At 31.6% G+C, this 23,925-nt stretch carries 21 protein-coding genes and 2 pseudogenes; 17 read left to right on the top strand and 6 right to left on the bottom strand.

Features of this window, described 5'->3' with window-relative positions; translation table 11 throughout:
• The first annotated feature begins 467 nt into the window (after positions 1-467).
• From MKX82_RS28000 to motB, 10 genes and pseudogenes are all read left to right on the top strand, one after another.
• Positions 468-1,175 carry a TraX family protein gene (locus MKX82_RS28000; protein WP_341081930.1) on the top strand — a complete coding sequence of 236 codons (708 nt, stop codon included), beginning with the start codon at positions 468-470 and terminating at the stop codon, positions 1,173-1,175.
• 22 nt (positions 1,176-1,197) lie between these two features.
• Positions 1,198-2,367 carry a hypothetical protein gene (locus MKX82_RS28005; protein WP_341081931.1) on the top strand — a complete coding sequence of 390 codons (1,170 nt, stop codon included), beginning with the start codon at positions 1,198-1,200 and terminating at the stop codon, positions 2,365-2,367.
• 170 nt (positions 2,368-2,537) lie between these two features.
• On the top strand, positions 2,538-2,846 hold the full coding sequence (locus tag MKX82_RS28010) for a hypothetical protein (protein WP_341081932.1): 309 nt from the start codon (positions 2,538-2,540) through the stop codon (positions 2,844-2,846).
• 748 nt (positions 2,847-3,594) lie between these two features.
• Positions 3,595-3,990, top strand: coding sequence for a hypothetical protein (locus MKX82_RS28015; RefSeq protein WP_341081935.1), 396 nt, complete (start codon positions 3,595-3,597; stop codon positions 3,988-3,990).
• A gap of 477 nt (positions 3,991-4,467) precedes the next feature.
• Positions 4,468-4,797 (top strand): four-helix bundle copper-binding protein, encoded by a 330-nt coding sequence (locus tag MKX82_RS28020; protein ID WP_341081936.1) that lies wholly within the window; start codon positions 4,468-4,470, stop codon positions 4,795-4,797.
• A 289-nt stretch (positions 4,798-5,086) separates the two neighbouring features.
• A pseudogene (locus MKX82_RS28025) lies at positions 5,087-6,207 on the top strand (IS3 family transposase).
• Positions 6,208-6,512: 305 nt separating this feature from the next.
• Positions 6,513-6,608: a hypothetical protein gene (locus MKX82_RS30515; RefSeq protein ID WP_445738870.1), complete on the top strand. Its 96-nt coding sequence runs from the start codon at positions 6,513-6,515 to the stop codon at positions 6,606-6,608.
• A gap of 57 nt (positions 6,609-6,665) precedes the next feature.
• A complete protein-coding gene (locus MKX82_RS28035; protein ID WP_445738869.1) occupies positions 6,666-6,890 on the top strand; it encodes a cation transporter in 225 nt (74 codons plus the stop codon).
• 866 nt (positions 6,891-7,756) lie between these two features.
• Entirely contained in the window at positions 7,757-7,945 is a 189-nt protein-coding gene (locus MKX82_RS28040; protein ID WP_341082240.1) for a group II intron maturase-specific domain-containing protein, read from the top strand.
• Positions 7,946-9,074: 1,129 nt separating this feature from the next.
• Entirely contained in the window at positions 9,075-9,872 is a 798-nt protein-coding gene (gene motB / locus MKX82_RS28045; RefSeq protein WP_341081938.1) for a flagellar motor protein MotB, read from the top strand.
• 669 nt (positions 9,873-10,541) lie between these two features.
• On the opposite strand, the gene MKX82_RS28050 is transcribed toward motB, so the two are convergent.
• Positions 10,542-10,745, bottom strand: a complete 204-nt coding sequence (locus tag MKX82_RS28050; protein WP_341081941.1) for a hypothetical protein — start codon at positions 10,743-10,745, stop codon at positions 10,542-10,544.
• 382 nt (positions 10,746-11,127) lie between these two features.
• On the opposite strand from MKX82_RS28050, the gene MKX82_RS28055 reads away from it, so the two are divergent.
• Both MKX82_RS28055 and MKX82_RS30520 read left to right on the top strand, forming a co-directional pair.
• Entirely contained in the window at positions 11,128-11,448 is a 321-nt protein-coding gene (locus MKX82_RS28055; protein ID WP_341082242.1) for a GNAT family N-acetyltransferase, read from the top strand.
• 502 nt (positions 11,449-11,950) lie between these two features.
• Positions 11,951-12,082: pseudogene (locus MKX82_RS30520) on the top strand (transposase); the annotation flags it as partial.
• A gap of 240 nt (positions 12,083-12,322) precedes the next feature.
• On the opposite strand, the gene MKX82_RS28060 reads toward MKX82_RS30520, so the two are convergent.
• Both MKX82_RS28060 and MKX82_RS28065 read right to left on the bottom strand, forming a co-directional pair.
• A complete protein-coding gene (locus tag MKX82_RS28060; protein ID WP_341081943.1) occupies positions 12,323-12,814 on the bottom strand; it encodes a hypothetical protein in 492 nt (163 codons plus the stop codon).
• A 36-nt stretch (positions 12,815-12,850) separates the two neighbouring features.
• Positions 12,851-13,279 (bottom strand): hypothetical protein, encoded by a 429-nt coding sequence (locus tag MKX82_RS28065; RefSeq protein WP_341081947.1) that lies wholly within the window; start codon positions 13,277-13,279, stop codon positions 12,851-12,853.
• Between the two features lie 470 nt (positions 13,280-13,749).
• On the opposite strand from MKX82_RS28065, the gene MKX82_RS28070 reads away from it, so the two are divergent.
• The 3 genes from MKX82_RS28070 to MKX82_RS28080 all read left to right on the top strand — a co-directional run bounded on the left by MKX82_RS28070 (position 13,750) and on the right by MKX82_RS28080 (position 16,563).
• A complete protein-coding gene (locus MKX82_RS28070) occupies positions 13,750-14,790 on the top strand; it encodes a flavin-containing monooxygenase (protein WP_341081949.1) in 1,041 nt (346 codons plus the stop codon).
• A 223-nt stretch (positions 14,791-15,013) separates the two neighbouring features.
• Complete coding sequence (locus MKX82_RS28075; RefSeq protein ID WP_341081950.1) at positions 15,014-15,964, top strand: cation diffusion facilitator family transporter; 951 nt, start codon at positions 15,014-15,016, stop codon at positions 15,962-15,964.
• Positions 15,965-16,263: 299 nt separating this feature from the next.
• A complete protein-coding gene (locus tag MKX82_RS28080) occupies positions 16,264-16,563 on the top strand; it encodes an ArsR family transcriptional regulator (RefSeq protein WP_127739829.1) in 300 nt (99 codons plus the stop codon).
• Positions 16,564-16,716: 153 nt separating this feature from the next.
• Here the strand turns inward: MKX82_RS28080 and MKX82_RS28085 are convergent, their stop codons facing one another.
• Positions 16,717-16,860 (bottom strand): hypothetical protein, encoded by a 144-nt coding sequence (locus MKX82_RS28085; RefSeq protein ID WP_341081953.1) that lies wholly within the window; start codon positions 16,858-16,860, stop codon positions 16,717-16,719.
• 570 nt (positions 16,861-17,430) lie between these two features.
• On the opposite strand from MKX82_RS28085, the gene MKX82_RS28090 reads away from it, so the two are divergent.
• On the top strand, positions 17,431-18,279 hold the full coding sequence (locus MKX82_RS28090; protein ID WP_127739828.1) for a cation diffusion facilitator family transporter: 849 nt from the start codon (positions 17,431-17,433) through the stop codon (positions 18,277-18,279).
• Positions 18,280-19,212: 933 nt separating this feature from the next.
• On the opposite strand, the gene MKX82_RS28095 is transcribed toward MKX82_RS28090, so the two are convergent.
• On the bottom strand, positions 19,213-19,935 hold the full coding sequence (locus tag MKX82_RS28095) for a YwmB family TATA-box binding protein (protein ID WP_127739827.1): 723 nt from the start codon (positions 19,933-19,935) through the stop codon (positions 19,213-19,215).
• A 938-nt stretch (positions 19,936-20,873) separates the two neighbouring features.
• Entirely contained in the window at positions 20,874-22,292 is a 1,419-nt protein-coding gene (locus tag MKX82_RS28100) for a Na+/H+ antiporter NhaC family protein (RefSeq protein ID WP_127739826.1), read from the bottom strand.
• A gap of 258 nt (positions 22,293-22,550) precedes the next feature.
• On the opposite strand from MKX82_RS28100, the gene MKX82_RS28105 reads away from it, so the two are divergent.
• A complete protein-coding gene (locus MKX82_RS28105; RefSeq protein WP_127739825.1) occupies positions 22,551-23,195 on the top strand; it encodes a hypothetical protein in 645 nt (214 codons plus the stop codon).
• The last annotated feature ends 730 nt before the right edge of the window (positions 23,196-23,925 follow it).

Here is a 23,925-nt window from a genome sequence, read left to right on the forward strand (position 1 = left end):
AAAACACAAAGGGAAACCCTTTGTGTTTTTTTATTTAATTATAGGCATTTTAGCTATGGAAAGATAAGCATGACCGAGTATTATCTACTCAATTCCTTATCTATCTCAAACGATCAAGTTATTGACTCGGGTTGCATACCAAAGAATTAGTAAACTACTTCTAGAAGTTCACTTAGGAATTTAAAGTCATGATTTTTTAGTTATTCCACTTCTGTGAGTTCGGTATTCCTGATGATATTTCCTAATTTGGTCTTAACCTTATAAATATAGGAATAAGAAACTAATATTTTTCCTATTTTCCTTTTCTAATCTAGCCAATTGGATTTATCCATGTATTCTGCATAATTTATTGGTAAATTTATTTGAAAATAGATACTTACCGGTGAAACACGTAGTTTTAACATCTAATAGTTATTTTGAATTCAAATAAGAAAATTAATTTAATAGAGGAAATTGGAGTAAATTGTATGCAGAGTGAAAATTTAAAGTTTATTAATTCAAACGTTCTTAAGCTCATAGCTATACTTTCTATGGTTGTGGACCATATCGCAGTTGGCTTCGTACCCTCAGGCACTACCTTGGAACTTATTTTACGTACTATCGGCAGACTAGCAGCTCCAATAATATTTTACTTAATAGCCGAAGGGTATTTCTATACTTCAAACGTAAAAAAATATTTAAAACGACTATTTATTTTTGCCGTTATTTCACACTTTCCATTTGTTATGTATTTTGGGATTTCGTGGTTTCAAGGAACAAGTGTAATTTGGACTCTATTCTTAGGGCTAGTAGCTCTGACTATTGTACAAAAGCCTAGTATATCAGTGTTTGATAAAGTTTTGTTTGTTGCTTTATGCTGTCTCCTTGCCTGGATGGCTGATTGGAATTATATAGGTGTTCTATGGATAATGTTTTTTGGTGTATTTAGGGGAAGGTTTCAGCTACAGATACTTAGTTTTGTATTAATTGGAATTTTTCTATATGCTATTCCTGGCATTTATACGTCAGGGCTCAATTCTGTTTTTCGCCTTGGTTTCTTATTAGTAATTCCGTTATTAGCTTTATATAATGGTAAGCAAGGTAGAAAATTAAAGGTTTTCAAATGGGGATTCTACTTTTTTTATCCACTTCATTTGTTATTATTGTATATTTTTAAATATTATATTTCTATTTAATAAAACTATGAGGAGAGTGATCATGAGAAGATATAGAAAATTAAATAAAATGCCTATATTTCTGTTATCAATGATAATTGTATTATTGACAGCATGTGTTAATAATAGTGAAAATATTACTAATAATGAGGCACCTCCAACCAATGAAAAAGATAATGCTAATGATTCAAACTCTAAAAAGAGCAATTACACTAAAAACATAATAGGTATTAAATATAAAGGAGAGCTTGAACTACCTGTTGATGGTTCCACAGGATATACATCTATTAGTTTAGAATTAAAAGCTTCTCCCAATGTAGATTCTAATACTATTAATTTATTTGAAGCAGGTACTGCTTTTGAGATCTTAAGAGAAGAAGGGGAGTGGTGGTTAATTAGACGGGGAGTTATAACTGGATGGTTTCCAAATAAATATTGTTTTATTAATCTTCCAGATGTCATCCCGTCTATTGTTTATGATAATACCAATACTTATCCTTCAAAATTTACTTCCTCTGAAAAAGCAATTCCTAATATTACAGGAATAGCCTTGTATTCGGGTAAGACATATAATAAAAGGCTAAAAAAAGACGAGTTTATCATGCCAGTTTTATATTCAATGTCAAAAAAAATATATAAAGCCCAACAAAATGCAATGTCTGAAGGGAAGTCACTAAAATTTTATGAGGGATTTAGACCATATTCTACACAAAAAGCTGTAGTCAAAGGGTTATCTAAATTAGCCAAAAATGATCCATCAGTTATGAAAGGAATTAATGATCCGCCATGGGGAATATCTTGGTTTATTAGGGATGGTGTTTCAAATCATCAAGTGGGATATGGAGCAGATATTAGTTTAGTAAAGGTGATTACAAAAAAAGAAATATTAATAGGTGAATACAAAGTAAATAATATTACGGAATTTACTGAGTATGAGATGCCTTCACAAATTCATGAGTTAAGCGGAAAGTCGGCTATATTTACTACTCCGGTCACCTCGAGTAATGCTACAGCATGGAAGCATGCAACATATACAGTTTCAATGAATGATGCAGCTAAGTTGTTACAAAAATATGCTACGGAAGCAGGTCTTACACCCTTAGCTTCGGAATGGTGGCATTTTAATGATTTGCATGCTAGAGACCAGACTGCAGATAATAGAAGTAATGGAGATTTTATTCTAATGGAAGTTTATAGTTCGATTCCAAATTAGTAATAGCTTAAACCTTTTAGGTAGAGTTTGTGTTTTACAAATAATGGCATTCAAAGTGATTATTTTGCTTTTTGAAATTACTTAAATCACCAAGCACTAGGCAATAACCTATCCATTCTTGTGAATAATACATAGAATGTTTAGGAAATACATCTAGAGGAGGGGTTTTAATGGAAAGACAGAATATAGACAGTGGAATGGTTTACGGAGGTTATCATGGAGGCTATCCAGGTTATGGAATGGGACACGGAGGTTATCACGGAGGCTATCCAGGTTATGGAATGGGACACGGAGGCTATCATGGGAGCTATTCGGGTTATGGAATGGGACACGGAGGTTATCATGGAGGCTATCCAGGTTATGGAATAGGACACGGAGGTTATCATGGAGGCTATCCAGGTTATGGAATAGGACACGGAGGTTATCATGGAGGCTATCCAGGTTATGGAATGGGACACGGAGGTTATCATGGGGGCTAACTAGGTTATGGAATGGGACACCAGGGTTATCACCATAGTTAATTAAAGAAAGATATTAGCCACTAGGAGATAAGGATTTCCCCAGTTAAGTAGACAGTGGAAATAAATCTAAATCACATTTTCCCTTAAATAAAGGGCTATATATTTCTAAATGCTCAATAATCACACAAACATAATTAAATTAATCTTATTGGATATTTCTTTTTTCCGTTAGGATGTACTGCTATCGTGCATCCTTTTTTACATATTAATGACTTAAGGTTGATAATATTATGGCAGCATTCCTTTAATAATAAAATCTCTATTCACCATTCTTTTCGAAAGATTCTAGGACAAGTTCGTTTTGATTGTTTAAGTAATAAGAATATATTTTAGAATTCCCCTTTAATGTTACAGCCACCATCCAATTATTAGCACCTGACAAATTTGATATAAAGGGATCAGCCATGATATTTTCCTCTCAACCTTTTTTGTGTACCGTCAAATATTCAATCACTGCCTTTTTAATAGAAATAAGTTTAAACTGAACATGCATTGTTACAAAGACAAGTAGGAATTAAATAAATTTGTGAAGAAATGTATTTAAAGAAATGGGGGCAATAGTTGTGGAGAGGTGTAATATTTTCTAGACATAATTTAGGTAAAATTATTAGCCAATTTAAATATAAGGAGAAATGGGAATAGAAAACGTTTTTTATTTAAATGAAAAACTCTTGTTGAGGAAATCTCAATTATTAGGAGGGGAAAAATGTTTAGAAAGAGGGGGGAAATAAAGGTATTAACAGTTTCCCATACGTATAAGAAAGAAAAAGTAAATAAAACTCTAGTTTACTTATGGATTGAAATTGATATTATTGACAAAGACTTTTTAGAGTTTTTGTTAACAAATCCTTCATACTCTAAGGGCGAATTCACCATAAGAATAAAGGAAAAAGGATATAAAATTAAAATGAGTATAAACTCTTATGATAGTAAGTTTGATAAATTATTTTATAAAACTCGTACTTTTCAAGAGCTTATAGAAGGAACCTTTATTGAGTTTAATTGTCAAAAGAATTCAGAGTCATTTTTAAATGAAATAGAAACTGTTTTAACAAGATATCTTAAGAAAGCCTATTACAAATACCATAAAAAAATTATCTAGCTATCCTAGTTTTTTAAAAAGAAATGATTAAAAAATCCCTATTTTAGAAAAAAGGGATTTTTCCTTTATGAGGCTAGAGTCGTTTTTGGTTGGAGGCAACCAATGAAAAATTTTCTCTATAAATACCCCAATGGGATTTTTTAAATCATATAGCGTAATTCCTTTATTACAGTTAGATATAAGTATCCATCCCTATAACTCCATATTCGTTGCTTAATTCTTTCACAGAGGTACCGGAATGATTTAAATACACTACTTTTTTGAAATATTCAATATATTTTTTTGCTTGTGTTTTTACATTCCAAACGGACACATTCTTCCATGAATTACATTGTAAGGGATTAACTACGTTGTGTCCATATAACCTATACTAACCCCAATGGTTCTACCTTGTATTTACATTTTTTTCTGCAGTTTATTAACTTGTTATTGGGGAAGAATAATCTTGTAAAATAAATTTTTAGGAGGAAAATTATTATGAGTATGACTTATGAGGAATGTGTTAAAGCTTGTTTAGAGTGTTTGAAAGAATGTAACATCTGTTTAGATGCATGTCTAAAAGAAGATGATGTGAAAATGATGGTAGATTGCATTCGTTTGGATAGAATCTGTGCTGATATCTGTAGTTTAGCAGCTCAAGCCATGCTATCAAACAGTCCTTCTTTAGCTGAAATTTGCGAATTATGTGCAAATATATGTGAAAAATGTGGTGCAGAATGTCAAAAACATAGTCATCATGATCACTGTAAAAAATGTGCAGAAGCATGTTTTAAATGTGCAGAAGCATGTCGTCAGATGGCTTCTTAATTATTAAGTAATAACTACTTTTTTTAAGTTTATAAAAAATTATATCGTGTTGTTGTTATGAATATTTATTATAAACCACCTTAAGAAAAATGGTGACCGAATTTTCCCAATTAACTTAAAGTGGTTTTACAAATTTACAGATATTTGCACAATACTTCACAGACTTGAGCACTTATTAGTTTATTAAGCCAAAGACATTCATCAGAGTGATTGAATCGGCTACACTAAGTTGGACAGAAAATATAAGGGCTAGTACACTTATCATACTAACCTAAAGGAGCTTGGTACTATGCCACGTCAACGCAGAACTTTTACAGCCGAATTTAAACTTCAATTAGTAAAGCTATATGAAAACAGAAAGACTCGGGCGGATATTTGTCGAGAATACAAAATCACACCATCCGCACTAGATCGTTGGATTAAAAACCATCAAGAAACAGGGTCCTTCTCTGCGAAAGATAATCGTACAGAAGAAGAGAATGAATTAATAAAGCTACGCAAAGAAAATCAACGCTTGATGATGGAAAATGACATATTAAAGCAAGCAGAGCTGATCATGGGACGAAAATAGATGTGATACGCAATAACACGCACAAATATTCAGTATCAGCAATTTGCAACGTCCTTCAAATTCCTAAAAGTACCTACTTCTATCAAACCACCTTGCGCGAAAATGAATCCCATAAAAGAGAAGAACGGATGCTTTCTTATGAACTTCAACAAATTTTTAAAGCGAGTCGGAATAATTATGGTACGCGTAAACTCAAAGTAGAATTAGCGAAATAAAAAAGGGTTGTTTCTCGTCGTCGAATAGGTCGAATCATGAAACAACTTGGATTAGTTTCTAATTATACGGTGGCACAGTATAAATCATATAAACAAACGAGTAATGAAGCACCTATCAAAAATGAGTTACAACAACCGTTTAAGCAAGAGGAGCCATTAGCTGTCATTGTAAGTGATTTAACATACGTCTGAGTCGAGAAAAAGTGGCATTATGTATGCTTATTTGTCGATCTTTTTAACCGAGAAATTATTGGGCACAGTGTTGGTCCTAATAAGAACGCAGACCTTGTGTATCGAGCATTACCCAGCATTAAAGGTAATTTACATAACGTTAAGCTGTTTCATACAGACCGAGGAAAAGAGTTTGATAATAACCTCATTTCTGAGGCTTTAGAAACATTTGGGATTCATCGATCCTTGAGTATGAAGGGATGTCCCTATGATAACGCTGTCGCTGAAGCAATGTTCAAAGTTTTTAAAACGGAATTCGCAAATGGAGCACACTTCGGCTCTCTAGAGCAGCTCGCATTGGAATTGAATGATTATGTTCATTGGGTTAATCATATTCGAATTCATGGGACACGTTACTTAACGCCAGTAGAATACAAAAAACAGGCCTTATAAAAGTTGTCCAGTTTGGTGATGACATTCCAGATTGTATCTCTAATAATTGAAGAAATGTTTTCTATCCTTACATAAAAATTCCTTACTTATACTCCTTTTAAAGAACCCTTAATTATGAAATAGGTATATTTAAGTTAAAAATCCTATTCTCTAAACATCGGTGGAAAGTCAAAGGGAAAAGATGCGGAAGAATAAAACACCTGCTTAATGAGGGTACACATTGTATCTCAACTGAACAAAAAAGTCATCATTAAGATACAGTGAAACAAAATCTTGTATTATAATTAGATTGAAGTAAGGGTCATATTCGGGGTATAAAAGATCTAATTGAGAAAGCTACTTATTGTGATGATATAATTACAAATTTCAGCTACCCAAGCAGCTATAAACAGTGTCGCTAAAATTCTTCTTGATGGTCTTTTAAAAAGTGTGTAGTTGAAGGAATTCAAGAAGGTAACATGGAAGTATTACATGAAGTACTTCTAACTATACAAAAATCAATGAAAATAAAAGTAGATGTTATTTTGGAAAGAACTATTTTAAACGTAAAAGGTATGTCTTGTGGTCATTGTGTAAATTTGATAGAAGGTTGCGTGGGAGAGCTCAGAGGTGTACCAAAAGTTAAGGTTTATTCTGATAAAGGAACGGTTGATGTAGAGTTTAATAATAAAGAAGTACATTAGATGAGATTAAAAAACTATCGATAATCAAGGTTACGATATAGAATAAATAAATTTAGGGCGAAAGTGTTAGTATAAACTGCCCTCCCATCAAGTAGACAGTGGAAAAAATAAAAATGTATTTAAGCTGCTCAGCCCTATATTCTATTGGACTAAAACCATTTAATTGTTTTTTCATTCGTTTGTTTTAAAGATTATTTGAGCCACTAGTAGCTTAATATTTCTTGAAATTTATAATAGTCATAGAGAACTGAAAGATTCACCGGAAAAGAAGAAAGACTCATAACAAAGCGAAAAACAACATTCAAAGAACGAATCCAGATTTCATTCAATTACCTTAAAACATAATAAAAATTATCACCTAGCCGCAGAAACCTATGGTTGCCCATTTTCGGAGTATCGTATCAGTTGAAATAGTGTATTTAAAGACTATCCCCAAAAGTGAATAATCCTCAGTTAAACAATCTTTAACGGCAGTCTCTTTTAGTAGCTTACTGTACTTTTTATGAGATCACTTTAGAACATTCACTCCATCAATCTCATAATTTTGTCGTTTTTAATTATGAGAAGTTAGTTATTTTTATTACATAGTTCTTTGATGGAACAATCTCTAACCTGATATTCATTTAAGACCTTGAGCTTAAACTCGGTAAGAATTATTCTATCTTCAAGAGTTTGAAAGTATGGACCATTTAAAACAGCAACAGGAGAACTACTTCTATAATTACATATGAATAAAGGCTAAATTAAAGGAAATGGGTCCCGTACAATACCGGTCATGCCCCAGAAGCTGCTTAATGAAATAACGATGTCTAAAATTTAGGGGGTCAATTCACTTTATTGATGCTTTTTTTATTACTTTCTCAAATATAGCACACTTCTATTGTTGTTCCCTTGACTACCGTATATTTAAATTGAAACAAGTAATAGATGGATGGATAAACTACTTCAGGGTGACAAACATGAAAAAAGTGACTGAACAAATAGACGCAAAGCTTCTTTCTCGATTTAGGGTTGTCATCTGGAAACAAATTAATTTAATAGTTAAGTTTATATAACAGTTTAAGCACACATGAATAGTCAGGTGGTTCAAGCAGGGGAAACGGACAACAGGTTGGTATTATGGTCCGCTAAGGAATTGAGTAGAGGGAAAATAAATGTATTATTTTCGTCCCTCTCACAACACCGTATGTACGGTTCGCGTTTATGGCGTTTCGATTTATATCACAGTATATACTTAATATAGATTTAAATTTACTATTTTATATTATAACAAAAAAACACTTTATCTAGATAAAGTGTTTTTTTGCACCCAATGTTACCTAGATAGTTTTTTTCTCGATAAAAAATTCAATCTTATAAATTATACTATTATTAAATAAAAAGGGGTGATAGTGACGAAGAATAGTTATTAATTCTATAGATAAAAAGGGAAAAGGAAAGTAGAGGCACAACAATAAAGGAAAATATAAAACGAAATATAAAACGAGTATGAGTATCTACTTAGAGTAATCCTAAAAGTGATTACACTTAATAGAAGTTAATAGTAAACGTTAAAAAGAAGCTATTGGTTTATAAGTATTTATGAATATAAATACCTTGATTTTCCTCTGTTATACCTATTTTTTATTATATGTAATTTGTAATCCCTTTTGGGATTGAATACGGTTACTACTTAAATAACATTGATTAAGTTTTTTATTATCATTATTTTTAAATATAATTTATCCATAAGTTGTTAGGAATAGATATTTTACCGTTCTAATACATTTCTATTAAACATGAAAGTATCATCTTTATATACTATTTTAGTGCTGATTAGATGTTTATAATTTTTTTGAATTTTCATAGCTATATTCTCAAAATTATATCGAGTACATTGCATTGAATTTTAGAGTGCGAAATTTTACTAATTATTTTAATGTTTGCCACTAGCCTATTATTATCTAAGGGTATTTAAAGTTTATATTCTAAATATTGCTTAATTTCTTTATGTTTATCGATCTTTTAAATTCTTGGATGGAATAATTAGGCTATTGTTTGGAAGGTAGAAAAAACTAATTATATCCAACAAATAGTTGGATAAATCGCGTTAGATGTCTTAGGTTTTAGCGAGGGGGGACCTATACATTTGCTTAATTAGAAACCTAAAAGGAATATTTTTCAGGTGGGAGGTAGAGTGATGTAATGAGCAAGACAAAAAAAAAGAAAGACTATCATGAAGAGCATGTAGATGAATCATGGCTTGTACCATATGCTGATTTACTTACTCTATTATTGGCATTGTTTATCGTACTTTATGCAATGAGTTCTGTCGATCAGAAAAAGTTTGCCGATTTAACTGAAGTATTTAACAAAGAATTTCAAGGTGGTACAAGTATTTTTGATAACCCAAGCTCAATACTTGTGAATAAAGAGGAAATAGACAGTTATAATGAAAATAACAATAAAGAAGAGCAAACTGAAAAGGATTATTCAGACGAGCTTACAACACAACAATTAACTGAGAAAAGTAAGCAAAAGGATGAGACAGAGTTAATTAGTGTCCAGAGGAAATTGAATGTTTATATAAAGGCGCATAATCTTCAAGACAAGTTGGTAACTTCCTTAACAAATGAAGGACTTCTGGTTACATTTAGGGATAATATACTTTTCACATCAGGAAGTGCGGAAATCAGCGATAAAGATAAGGAATTAGTTTCAGAAATATCAAATCTCTTAATCATAAATCCATCTAGACATATCATTATTAGTGGCCATACAGACAATATTCCTATTAAAAATGCTCAATACAATTCTAACTGGGAATTAAGCGTCTCAAGAGCAGTCAACTTTATGAAAGTTCTATTAGAGAATGATAAATTAAATCCAAGTAATTTTAGTGCAAAAGGCTATGGTGAATATAATCCAATAGCGAAAAATACAACTGAAAAAGGAAGAGAAAAAAACAGACGAGTGGAAATTTTGATACAGAGTGGAAACTAAACTGAGATGTGTAGTTAGGTTAGGTAAAAATAAAATTTAGTTGCAGATAATAATAACATCTTACTAAATCCTGACTTTTTGTTAGTTCAAAAAAAGTTCCTTTAATTTTTTTTATTCAAGTAATGTGGAGCACAAAACCCAGATGAATATGAGGAATGACTTCCAGTTAGTATTTCAAGACAGACAATTTAACGATGAAATGCAATTATATTACAAGAGAAAAGAGCCACTAGCAAAGCCTTCAAGATACAAAGATACAGCAATTAAAACTGACCAAAAAATAAAATTTACATTGGAATTATATAATTCAGGTATCATTTACCACTCTCACATTCTTGAACATGAAGAAAGTGAAATGAAGAGGTAAGTGGAAGTATATTACCAAATTTAGTATTAATTTTAGATCACTTTACGAACGGTAGCCTAAAGAAACAGATTATTCAGGTCGATTTAACTATACCAACTTTCAGTTGTTATAGAATATAAAGAAGGTGACTCCTATATTACAGAAAACACCTTCTTATTCTGCCTGAACTTTTTTCAAAATATCCTATACAAAGATCAATTTTAAAGTTCCCATGAACTATATTTTGGGTATCCATCGGGTAAATTATACTATTTATAGCTATCCAAATTTAATATGCAATTCATTAATTATAATTTCTCATATTAAATATTTTCAGCTGTACTAAGGTCTTTCCGTAATTCAAATAAATATTTTATCGTTTCTGCATCAGTTTTGGAAAGTAACATAAATTCTTCTGTATATGGATCAGGCCCCTTACTAGTAATAGCAATAATATCATTTTTATCGGTAATTTCCCAAGCATACTTACTAGCATTTGTTCTATCGGGGATAATAAGCGGAACCAACTATAACTACAAGGTATTTTTGTAGAAGGATTGTGGTAAAAAAGATGAACGAGATTATCCAGAGGGTGGTAAATTTATGTTTGGAATTTATGAACATTCTTCTGAGTTAGGGAAAGCAATGAGTTTATCAAAAATAAATAGCAAGTCAGATTTTCTAAACTGTTTAAAGAAAAAACAAAGACGATTATAATCAATTAAGCTTACAACAAAAAGATGGAATAATTATTGGAATTGTTGTAATCTGAACAAAAGGAGCTTTACTTAAATTAGAAAAACACAATCGTATGTGAAGGCAACTAGCATTGGAGCAGTTGTTGATAAGTACTAATTAGTGTGTTTCACTCCAATAAATAGTTGTAGGAGTAATGTAATTGTGAGAATAATGACATGTAATGAAAGACCAATTGATTACGAAGATATTATAAAACTTTATACGAATTCGGAGTTGTTAGAGGAGAGAGTTTTTCAAGATAAAGAGGATAAATTAAATAAAGTACTGACCGTTGGTGCTTGGAAGGACGACTCTTTGATTGGCTTAGCAAGAGCAGTGTCAGATGGGAACTCTAGAGCCTATATAGAAGATATAGTTATTCATAGTTTATATAGCAAAGAAGGATTAGGAATTAAATTGGTTTCAAAAGTGTTAAAAGAACTTTCATGTAACCATTTTATATTGCGAAGGAAATTTAATACTATTCTATGAATAAAAATATTTTAAGTTTTAATAAATGAGTGTATGAGTCTAAATATATGAAGAAAGAGGGCATTATTCCAGTGAATGATATACTCCTATTAAATTAGACAGAATTAAGGGGGGCTTTTTTGTATGAAAATTCTTACGAGTTTAAACTCGAGGTCTTAAAGAATATGAGGTTAGAGATTGTTCCATCAAATAACTATGTAATAAATACAATATTACTTATCACACTTTAAAACGATGGAGACTAAAGTATGAGATTGATGGAGTGAATGACCTAAAGAGATTAAATTAAAAGTATAGTAAGCTACTAAAAGAGACTCTGCAGAGAGAGATTATTTAACTGGGGATTATTCACTTTTTGAGATAATCTCTAAATACCATATTTCTACTGATACGATACTACGAAAATGGGTGAAAGTTTATAATATCATAGAGGACTGAAAAATTCACCGAAAGGGAAGGAAGACTCCATAGCACAGCGAAAACAAAACTAGAAGAACGAAACCAAATCGTATTATATTGCCTTGAACATAATAAGAATTATCACCTGGCCGCAGACATCTATGGGGTTTCTTATCAACAAGTATATCAGTGGGTGAAGAAATATCAATTAATGGCTCAGTGGACTTCAAGATAAAAGAAGAAACAAAGAGGAACAGGAGTTAAGGGAAGAAAAATTTAAACTGGAAATGAAACGACTTGAAAGAAAAAGCGAACGCCAACTTGTTGAAAATGCATTCTAAAAAAGTTAGAAGAGCTAGAAAGGAGGCTACATTAAACCAAGTTCGTTACATGGAAATACAACGCTATTCAAAAGTTACATAAAAAGGAAAAGTACTCTACTTTCTAATTGTTAGCAATTTATAGTATAGCAGAATTAATTAAAGTTCTTTTTTCGGCGAAAGAGATAAACAGCATTATCTTCTGATGGTGGTAAAATGAGAGAAGACAATCGTTCATCTAGTTCCATAGTGAAATTTTCAGACGCAGTGTTATAATAGGCATCATAATCGCCAGTAATTTTAGGGTTTTTTGTACCAATTACAATATATAATTCAACTGATTTAGTTTTAAAAACGTGTTTCTCATATGAATTATTAGGAACGGGCCACGAACATAGGACAACTTCTGGATTGTATTTATTAAGAGCAGCTTTTGCATTAGCTTTTTCAACAAAATCGGGATAGTTTATAAAATAATCCCAACTGAAGTCATCTGTGGCTATGCAGTTAATATTTTTGTCTTTCAAAAACTTAGTTAATGTACCATCCCCTGCTGCAATCTCTACACAATATTTACCGTCTAATATAGTTGAGAGATTATTAATTAATTGTTTTGTATAAAAACAATAAATTCCTCTCTCATTCACAAGAGGTAGTAAAACTTGTTTATTTACAATGAATTTCTAAAAGAACGTAAATAAACCTAATGAGACTGGTTTCCTTATTAAATCTTTTTCAAATAGGAGCTTCTGTAAAATAAATCCGTCCCATATATTTAACCGTGTTTTGTTTTTTATTTTATTTGTAGAAGAAGCGAAGATAAGCCTTTGTAACAAAAATATGGCAAATCGGGCTTTGATTATATAGGGCATAAAGGCATTTAATGTTTTTTCGTTATACCCACTCTTTGCAATTTTTTTACTAGCTATTTTTGCATTTAAAGTGTATTTTTCAATTATTGTGTTAATTATATTAGAATCTTTTGAATTTATTATGGCATTTATCTCCTTTAAAACCTCTCCTTTATATTCCGGATATTGAGTCAAAAGTTTTTCTACACTAATCTCATTTTTTAGTATTTGTAGTGATAAGTCCTTTGTAAAGTTTTTCATTTCTTTCTCCAGTGCATAGAAATATTAGTTTTTCTAAATATAAAACATTTATACAATCCATGTATTTTATTATAATAATTTTTGGAAGATTGTTATGTTATTAATTTTAATTAAAATAACATTAACTTCTTTTTTAAATACTTCTTTGCTTAGTGGGATTCGTTTTTATTTTATTTACTTTCTCTTCTCTATGGCAAAATTATTAGTAGGCTTTTCTTCCTTTAATAATTATGTCTATTAAGAAAGTATTTTATGTGATTTAACTTTTTTTGTTTTGATTCATGTATTTCCGGAAGTTTAAAATATGTAATAAAGCAGAGTCAGAGTCAACATTATTTGTTATTAAATTTTTTTAAAATAAATAGATGTGTTTGTGTTTGAAAAATATGGTATATTTAGTTGATTTTCTAAAGTAATTCAAATATATGATTATATGAATGTATAATCATATAAAGAGAGGAGAGTTAAATATGTATGATACTTTAATTATAGGGGCTGGTCAAGCTGGTATTTCTATTGGATATCATTTGAACAAATTAAATCGAAATGTCGTTATTCTTGAAAGGAGGTCAGAAATAGGGTCAAGTTGGAGGGATAGATACGATTCTTTAATTTTATTCACTCCACGTATGTATAATTCTCTTCCGGGAATGGAAATGGAAGGAGATAAACATGGTTTTCCAACAAAAGATGAAGTCGCAAACTATTTAAAGAAGTACTTCAAGAAGTTTAACATACCAATTAAATTAGGTGTTGAAGTAATAAGTGCCTATAAACAAGACGACTATTATGTAGTGAAAACAAATTATAAAGAATATATGGCGAAAAACCTTGTTGTTGCCTCTGGACCTTTTCAAACACCTAAAATTCCGTCTTTCTCAAGAAAATTATCAGAGGGGATATTTCAAATACATTCATCGCAATATAAAAATCCTCAGCAACTTGCAGATGGTAATGTTTTAGTTGTTGGTGGAGGGAATAGCGGTGCTCAGATTGCTGTAGAATTGTCTAAAGAAAAAGAGACTTATTTATCACATGGCGAAAAGTTATTGTATCTACCATTAATATTACTTAGAAAAAGTATTTTTTGGTGGTTTGATAAAATAGGTTTATTAAAACAAGATTTTAACACTAGGTTAGGGAGATTCATCCAGAGTAAGAGTGATCCAATATTTGGATACGATTTAAAGCATACTATTAGAAAAAAGAAAATAGTTATCAAAGGAAGGGTAATCGAAATAAATGAGGACCGAATTATTTTTAAAGATCAATCATCCTTAAGAGTAAACAATATTATATGGGCTACAGGTTTTAAAAATCCATTACCTTGGATGAAGGTGAATGAAATATATAATAAAGAAGGTAAGATAATTCATCAACGAGGTGTCACAAACGTAATGGGATTATATTTTATTGGCTTACCGTGGCAGTACAGAAGGGGATCATCCTTACTTCAAGGAGTTGGATACGATGCAAGATACATTGTAAACCATATTATGAGTAAAACATAAGTTATTATTGATAAGTAGGAAAGAAATGTAATAATGTAAATTCTCATCTACTTGAAAAGTTTTGACTTATTTAGGAAATAAGCTTATTATTAATATGAATATATGGTCATATACTTGAATTGTGTTTTTTTCTTTCTAACGATACACTTTAAATAATGTGATTTTAAGAAAAGTACATGGTACAAGATACAGGATTAAATAAAGTTCATAAGGAGGAAGAACAATGGGACACGGACATAACCATTCCCATAATCATGCAAGTGGGTCAAATAAGAAAGTTTTATTGATTTCTTTTAGTATTATTACTATTTATATGGTTATTGAGGCAATTGGAGGATTTTTAACAAACAGCTTAGCGTTATTATCAGATGCAGGCCATATGTTAAGTGATTCTATCTCTTTAATGATTGCCCTTATCGCATTTAAATTAGCAGAAAGAACGGCAAGCCATAGTAAGACATTCGGTTATAAACGCTTTGAGATTATTGCTGCAGTAATAAATGGAGTAACATTAATACTGATCTCTCTTTTTATACTTTATGAAGCAATTGAACGGTTTGCTAATCCACCTGAAGTGGCTACAACAGGAATGCTATTAATCAGTTTTATCGGTTTATTGGTCAATATACTGGTAGCCTGGATAATGATGCGTAGCGGAGATACGGAACATAACTTAAATATGCGAGGGGCGTATTTACATGTCATTAGCGACATGCTTGGTTCAGTAGGAGCAATAATTGCTGCTTTATTAATAATGTTTTTTGGTTGGGGATGGGCTGACCCTCTTGCTAGTGTAATTGTGGCACTACTTATCCTAAGAAGTGGCTATTATGTTACTAAGGACGCTGTCCATGTATTAATGGAGGGAACTCCTAAAGATATAGATGTTAAAGATATCATTACGACAATTGAGGGGACTAAGGGTATAATTAAAATCCATGATTTACACATATGGACGATTACTAGTGGATTAAATGCACTTTCTTGCCATGCTGTTGTAGACAGTAAATTAACTATTGCAGAAGGCGAAATTATTCTACGTGATATTGAACATGAACTTGAGCATAAAGGAATTACCCATGTAACAATTCAATTGGAAACTAGCGAGCATAACCATGAAAATGAGGTCTTATGCCAAGTGAAAAATAAACCTATGCATGATCATCAACATTAAATTTATACAAGACCTAAAAATAGGTCAGTACTTTGTTGCTTTAGAATTCATTAACGAATATTGAAAAAAGCGTTTCGCTTTTTTCAATATATCTACTAATAGGATGTTATTTTTCTTTAAAAACAGATTTATTTTAGAAAAATTATATTTTTTTAGTTGTCCTACTATATAAAATCGGTTGGCATAGTGATTTGACAAATATGATAATTATCGGATATTCTTTTTATATGAATGAGTGCGCATTTAAGAATATAGCAATGCATTCTAATTTATTTTTTAGAAAGCTGGTGGATAAGTAAATGAAAAGAGATATCAACTCTTTGTTATCTGACGAAAATATAAAGGGACTTTCACGTGTTTGTAAAGTACTTACAAATCCAACAAGAATAAAAATATTATCTTTGATATATAAAAAAGAGTTAACAATAAATCAGATTTCTGACAGACTGAAAATGTCTAATTCTATGATATCTAATCAAGTAAACTATTTAACAAATGTAAAATATATTGAGTGTAGAAAAGGGTCAGAGAATTTTTATAGACATGACGACGAAGAACTAATTATTACAATAAATCAATTATTAAAACAAGCAAATTAATAATATCAAATACCAAAGTTAAATTTCATCTAACAGAAAGAACCTATCCAGTAAGTTACTGGATAGGTTCTTTCTGTTGGATATGAAATTTATTCGTTATCATTATCAGTTCTTGTATAAAAGTAATCATTAGGATTTATCGGTTTACAGTTTTTAGGAGTATAAAATCTTAAAAGGATCACCATTTACTACTTTATCGGAAAGAGAAAGGGTGGTAGTGACCTTATCTAGAAGCCTTTTTGCCTCAATGGTTTGCTCATCCTGTATTACCTTTCCTTGAATTGTAAAATTTTTCATCAATTGCTGATATGGTTGGACTCACAAAGTCACCATTTCTAAATGGTACAAGTTCATTATGACCTTCAGATAAAAGGTTTATGCCAAATTGGATGTAGTTTTTAGTATCAATACCCAGTATATAAAAGGGGAGGCATCAGGTCAATTTGCCCGTCATATTCTTCAATCGTACCACCTGTTAGTTTAAACGCAACTGATCAAGAGATGGGTTATCATAGGCTGCTAGGCTGCCTAACTTCTCTATATACTTTAATGCTTCTTTACGATTGACTATAGAAAAATCTATTATTAAGATTAATTCAGTATTTTCACAATCATTAATAGTTACCTCTATAAATCCAAAAAAGTCTTTGACATATCTAAATTAAGTTTGTAGGTTAATCAATTATATAAAAAACCAAAGCTAATGAATATTGTTTCGATTTTGTTTCCAATAGGAGAATTTACCTACCTTAATCCTATTTGCATATATGAACAAGTGGATTAGTTTAATACTTATAAAATAAGGTAAAAGACATTAATAAGAATGTTATTTGAAAAACAAGAATTAGAAATGAAAGGAGAAAGTAAATGGAAAAATCTCATGCGTCTGCAAAAAATATTAAATTGGCCTTTGGGATTAATCTTCTTTTTTCATTATTAGAATTTATTGGCGGCTTTTTGATTAACAGTGTTGCTATTATGTCGGATGCTGTTCATGATTTAGGAGACTCTCTTTCGTTGGGGCTCTCATGGTTTCTCCAAAAATTTTCTAATAAGAAAGGGGATCAACAATTTTCTTTTGGCTATAAGCGATTCTCTCTCCTTGGTGCATTAATTAATTCTTTGGTTTTAATTGGGGGATCCGTCTTTATTATTTCTAAAGCCGTTCCTCTGTTGTTTAATCCGGTACATTCCAATGCGCAGGGAATGTTTTGGTTTGCCATTGTAGGAGTACTCTTAAATGGATTTGCCGCTTTTCGGCTGCACAAGGGGAACTCCATCAACGAAGGTGTTATTTCCTGGCATATGATAGAAGACGTTTTAGGTTGGGCAGCTGTTTTAATGGTCAGTATTGTTTTGTTGTTTAAGGATATTCATATTCTTGATCCGATTTTGTCTCTTGCGATAGCCTTGTTTATTTTAATTAATGTTGTACGAAATTTGATTAAAACCATGAAGATACTCTTAGAAGGTGTACCAAATGGCGTTAATATAAAAGAAATTCAATCGAAAATTGAAAGGATACAGGGGGTTGTTTCGGTTTCTTCATTGCATATCTGGTCCATCGATGGAGAAGAAACTGCCTTAAATGCACACCTTTGTGTCACAGGAAACCGCCTGAGTGATTGTGAGGTAATTAAGAAGTCTGTACGGGACGTCACTTCTGACCTGAACATTACCCATTCAACAATTGAACTGGAATGGAAAAATCAATAAGTAGTTGTAGGGAAGGACCTTTGCCCTTTAAAAAAGCCAAAATAAAGATCGGAAAAAAATTCAGTTTCTTTTCTGATTTATATTTTGGTTATTCTATTTTGAAGTTTTCCTTAAAGAGAGGAATCCTAACTGTGTAATCATTAAATACTGTTAAGTTTGAAATTATAACGAGAAAGAAAAACCCTTTGGCAGGTAATCTTGTATCACTTACTGTATTTAACAAGGACGAGCGCATTTCGTAATTTTCTTCATAAGGATAGTAGTGAATGATTAAGAGCCTTTCTTTCAGTGAGAGGAGATTATAGTTATGCTTTTATCTACTTTTATCAAGAATCTGTCTCTTATTTAAGTAGCTACAGCAATTTAGAACGTTTTGTCATACTAAAGAGTAATTTTAAAACACATTATTTAAAGTAAAAATACTTCCAGACAAGATAATGATATGAATATAAAAAAGAACGATGATGCTGAAGGAAGCGTAAATGACCTTCAAGCGGTATTTCTAAAAGGGATAATCCCTGGTTAAAAATTATCTTAAAACAAGTCCTCTTTTTAAGATAATTGTGTCTTGAGCCGGCAAGCTAAAAGGGACAAAAAATTTTACTCAGAATTTCACATAAATCATAACCAAAATCATACATTAGCTTAGATTTCACAACTTAAACCATCGTAATTGGTATGTATATCGCTAAACATCATCACGTAGCTAAAGCACAGGATTATCAAGGAATGGAGCTAGGTCCAATACTTATTTTGAACTCCAATATTTCCATATATTAATTTTTCAAGGGTGGTAAAGCTTTGGATGGTAGTATTAAGTAATACAGGAACAGTTTTAATTTTTATTTTAATTGCATTATGGAAACTACGTATGAAAAGTTAAGATAATAAAACGAAGAAGTGTCTGATTATGCGATATCTCGTATTTGCTATTTAATACTCGGAAGTGATAATAGGTGTTCCAATTGTTACTTTTACTTGATTCGTAGATTCACTAGTTTCTCTGTATGCAATATGGAGGTTCATGTATTGGTTATCACCAAGAGGGAGTTTATTCTCCCAGCGTTTCGTATATGCGGATAGAGAAACGAATTTTGTTTCATTTAGACTTTGTATTTCTTCTCCTGAAAAATTAGTTAATAGTTTAGATGCTTCAGTATACAAAGATTGATTAATATTTTTTGTTCCTTGGACGGTATAAAACGCCGAATAATCCTCTATTTTATTCTTATACATATTGAAGATTGCTGGCCATTTAGTTTCATCCCATTTGCCCTTTATATCATAGGTGACACTTAAATTATACTTACCGCTCTGTGAGTATATAATGATTAGAACTTTCTCCTCTAGGTCTGCAATAGAAGTTTTTTTCTTGCCTTCAATTTTATAGTAATCTTTCACAAATTTCTTTTTTGACCAACTATAATCTTTTTCAGTGTCTTTAATATCATCTATTGTCCTATCAAGATCTTTCATATCAGAATATTTCCTAATAGGTTCTTTAATATACATAGACCAATTATTAATAAATATATTGTTTTGCTTTGCAATTTGTGTAATTTGACTTAATTCATTATCTTGGTAAAAAGCTTTAGCTTCATTTGTTGTTAAAGTTATTAATAAGAAAAAACAAAATAATAGAATTAATTTTTTCATACTTCTCAACTCCCTCTATATATGAAGGATAGCCAGGAAAATAAAAATTTATACTAGATTAGTAAATTTTATGTTTTTATTCTTTAATAGGAATTGCAATAATCAAAACTTTAATATTGAGTTAATGGAATTAAGTAATTTTTTTCTAGTTATTTAATTAGGTATATCACCATGGATAAAAGATGAAAAGTATGGATGCAGAATCATTAAAATAGAAGACATTAGAAAAATATGCTCATGATATTTAGGTGGCAAAACGCGTGGATATAGAAGTTGTTGACATTCCTCGATCGGGCATTTATGTCCGGGCAACTTAGAGACGATATTGGAGAGTATATCTATACGCTATGTTACTTTTTTGGTTGTGATATTTTTAAACTTAATGGCTATTTTTTTCTATGTCTGCAAAACTTGGAGTCGTAAAAGGAATAAATTTATTTGATTTTGCTTAGGAGCAATGACCTGAACCAGTTTCTTTTGGTCTATGGATAGAGGAAATGTTTGTAACGGTAACTGATTTGTTGCATTCATTGATGCTGCTATAAGGCTTTATTATTTTTTTGCATTCTTCAGCTGTAATCGCGCTATTGGTTCTTCTGTTATCCTTTAATTGCATATAATGGGAGTTATGTCTTAAGAGTAGGGTATAGCTGGACTTGTTTTTGTAGTAGTAATTTCATTTGGGATATATGCAAAACAAGATATGTTACCACTCATACTGGTGTGCTATCCCTTTCTGGACACTAAAACTATTGAAGGTATAAATTTATTGTGATTATTCATGTAAATATAAGGAAACCAAAAAAGGACCTAATTTAAAATATTATAGGAAAGTTGCTCTACTTTGAAGTTAGACTGTTAAAAAGAATAATTCAGCCAATTAGTTAGTTATAATTAGAATCCCGCTAACATATGTGGTTGTTGGCGGAACCCTAACTTTAAAAAAATAAGCCGGCAATTACAAACAAAATAGTTGAGACACCCAATGCTACGAAAGAGGAAGCGGATTTGGCCTTAGCATAATCAACAACGGGCAAATCAAAAACTGAAGCAGTAGTGACGGTTGTCTCTCCTAAGGGCGAAGTGAAGTCACCAAAGGATCCTGCGGCAAACACTGCTGCCACCGCCAGTGGCAGTGAAGCATCGGTAGCTTCTGCTAATGAAATTGCTAGAGGCATTAAAAGACCCCATGTACCCCAAGATGAACCTATAAAATAAGCTATAAGCGAACCAAATAAAAAAACTGCTACCGGTACAAAAGCCCCTGACAAAAAGGTTCCTGCTGTTCCTGTTATGAAGCTGGAAAACCCAAGGTCTTCCGCCATATTTGCAAGTGCCCAAACGAGTACTAATAGTATGATAGCCATTATTATTTGGTTTCCGCCATCAATGAAATGAAACATTAATTCAGAGATTTTTTCCTTTCGTAGAAGGAACAAACATAAAGAAAAAATGACTGTCGCAAAAAGGGCAATTAACATTGCTTGCGTTGCATCAGCTTGTTGCATTGCATCTAAGAACGAGTTTGCTCCCTTATGTAAACCATCTTGCCATATTAGATAAAATGTGCTAGATAGAAGTAAAAGTAAAGGTAAAATAAGGTTCATCGCTTTTGGTTCTACCTTTTCTAATTCGGATTCAATACTTTCCCTGTGAATCTCTTCTTCAATTTCAGACACGTTATGACCATTATTTGAATCAATTCCTTTTCCAATATATCGCCCTGTCAGTACTGCAAATATACCGATTGTCACTATTGACAAAGCCCAAAAATTAAAAGGGATACTTGCTAAAAAAAGCTGATAAGGAGATCGGTTAATATTTAATTGATTTAACGAACCTCCTACAACAGAAACCATATATCCAGTGTAAGTTGTGGCCACAGGCATTAGGACAATTACTGGAACGGTGGAAACGTCGATTGCATATGCAAGCTTTGCCCTCGTAATGGCAACGGATGTTTTTGCAGCCTTCATAACTGGTCCAGTAGTCATAATCCTAAACTCGCAATCCATAAAGGTGACGAGAATCGTAGACCATGCAACGATTAAGGCGCTTCGCTCGGTTTTAATTCGCTTCTGTACTGTTTTTGCAAATCCTTTAATGCCTCCAGCAACTTGCATCATACCAACAAGCCCTCCGAAAACAAATAGAAAAATGATGATTCTAAGGTTGTCTCTATCTGAAATGGCAATAAACACATAATCACTCATTTTAGACAAAGAGTTAAAGATTCCGGGTTTTAATGAGTATGAGCCAATTAGAAGTCCCAATCCTAGACCAACTAATACTTGTCGGGTTGTCATTGCCACAAATACGGCGATGACAAACGGAACAATAGAAAACCAATTTTCCATTAATATCCCTCTTCTCTACAATAGATTTTACACACATATTTTGTACCAAAGGTTTAAAATCATTCGTAAAATAATGAAATAATGTAGAGTGTATATCTTCTAATGCTATATAAGTTATTCGTTAACCTATCTTATACGATTAAACTCTTTAATATTAATTTGGACTCAAAAAATATTAATTAAAACAATAAGCTAAGGGAATATAGAATTTTACCTCTGAATATATTTGTTAAAACTAGTTCTATATGGAGGCGTGGAATGTCTGTAGAAATTAAGGTCAGTTTAATCATTATGAGTTTAGTTTTTATGGGGATAGTACTAGGGGGAGGACTCATTCGAATATTATTCCCTTTTTTGAGAGATAAATATTACTTTTTGCCCCTTTTGGGCGGTGGAGTTTTAGCTGGAATGTTGGGATTTGAACTTATTCCTGAAGCCATAGCTAGATATGATATCCTTGGTCTAATGGCAGGAAGTTCTGTAGGTATTTTTTTTATTGTGCTTGTAGAAAAATATACTCATAACATAAAGTATAACGGTATACAAAATATGAAAGTTATATTTTTATTATTCTTCGCTTTATTCATCCACAGTATCCCTACAGGTATAGCTCTTGGAATTAATATTGGTGAAACTGATACTTCCCTTTTGAAAGTAACATTGGCTCATAATATCCCAGAAGGGATGGTTTTGATGACTTCTCTATTAATTTCAAAAGCCGGTATAAACATTTTTTGGATTTTATGCGCTATGTTATCGGCTGCACTAGCAATCAATGTGTATGTAGGGATGGAGTTAAACATTGCATCACCAAAAATAACAACTATGTTCATGGGAGCTGGAATTAGCACACTAGGCTATGTAACGGTTTATGAAATATTATGGAAAACCATTAGCAGGTAAACTTGCATTCACTGTAAAGCTAAAGATAAAGTAGCTTTTTCCATGAATAATTTAGGCTGCCATACGGTGGTTAATTTTATAAATAAAGACAGCAATCCTCAATTAAACGAATTGTTTATGAAGGTATATATTCTTTCCTTATGTTTGTATAGAACCCGTGGTTTAAAATTATATGAATTCCATGCTAATATAGGCCCTAAAAGAAAAGCGAAGTAAGTGTGTGAGAGCTTTCCTCTTAAGGCCCTTAGTAAGGTATAGAACCTTATATTGTTTCGGCATAAAGGATCAATAGTTTAGTTAATCAACAAAAATTTAATAGTTTCCTTTTATCAAATTTATATGTCTGTATGTTTCTAACTGGTGGCATTCGGACTCTCATTCACATAGAACCGAGTTCTAAGACAACTGCAGATAGTGTATCAGAATGGAAATCTCTATTAAGTGACAGTCTTGGTTAAGAAAGCTTTGTAGTCATATTCTATTGGATCAAGACAGGCGTTAAGTTTGGAACAATGCTTTAGGAGTATGACCTTAGGTACAAACCACTTGATAGAGTTATGGTGGAATCAAGGGTTGCTAAAAAATTACTAATAGAACATTATTAATTCAATTATCTTATGCAGAAGCACTAGGAGAACCATATGAACTTAAAAGTTGCATTAGGAATTTAGTCTTGAATCAGTGTTTATATTAATACATTTTCATATACAATTAGAAAAGTTAATTTTAA

The organism is Niallia sp. FSL R7-0271 (assembly GCF_038005785.1).
Lineage (GTDB): Bacteria > Bacillota > Bacilli > Bacillales > Cytobacillaceae > Niallia.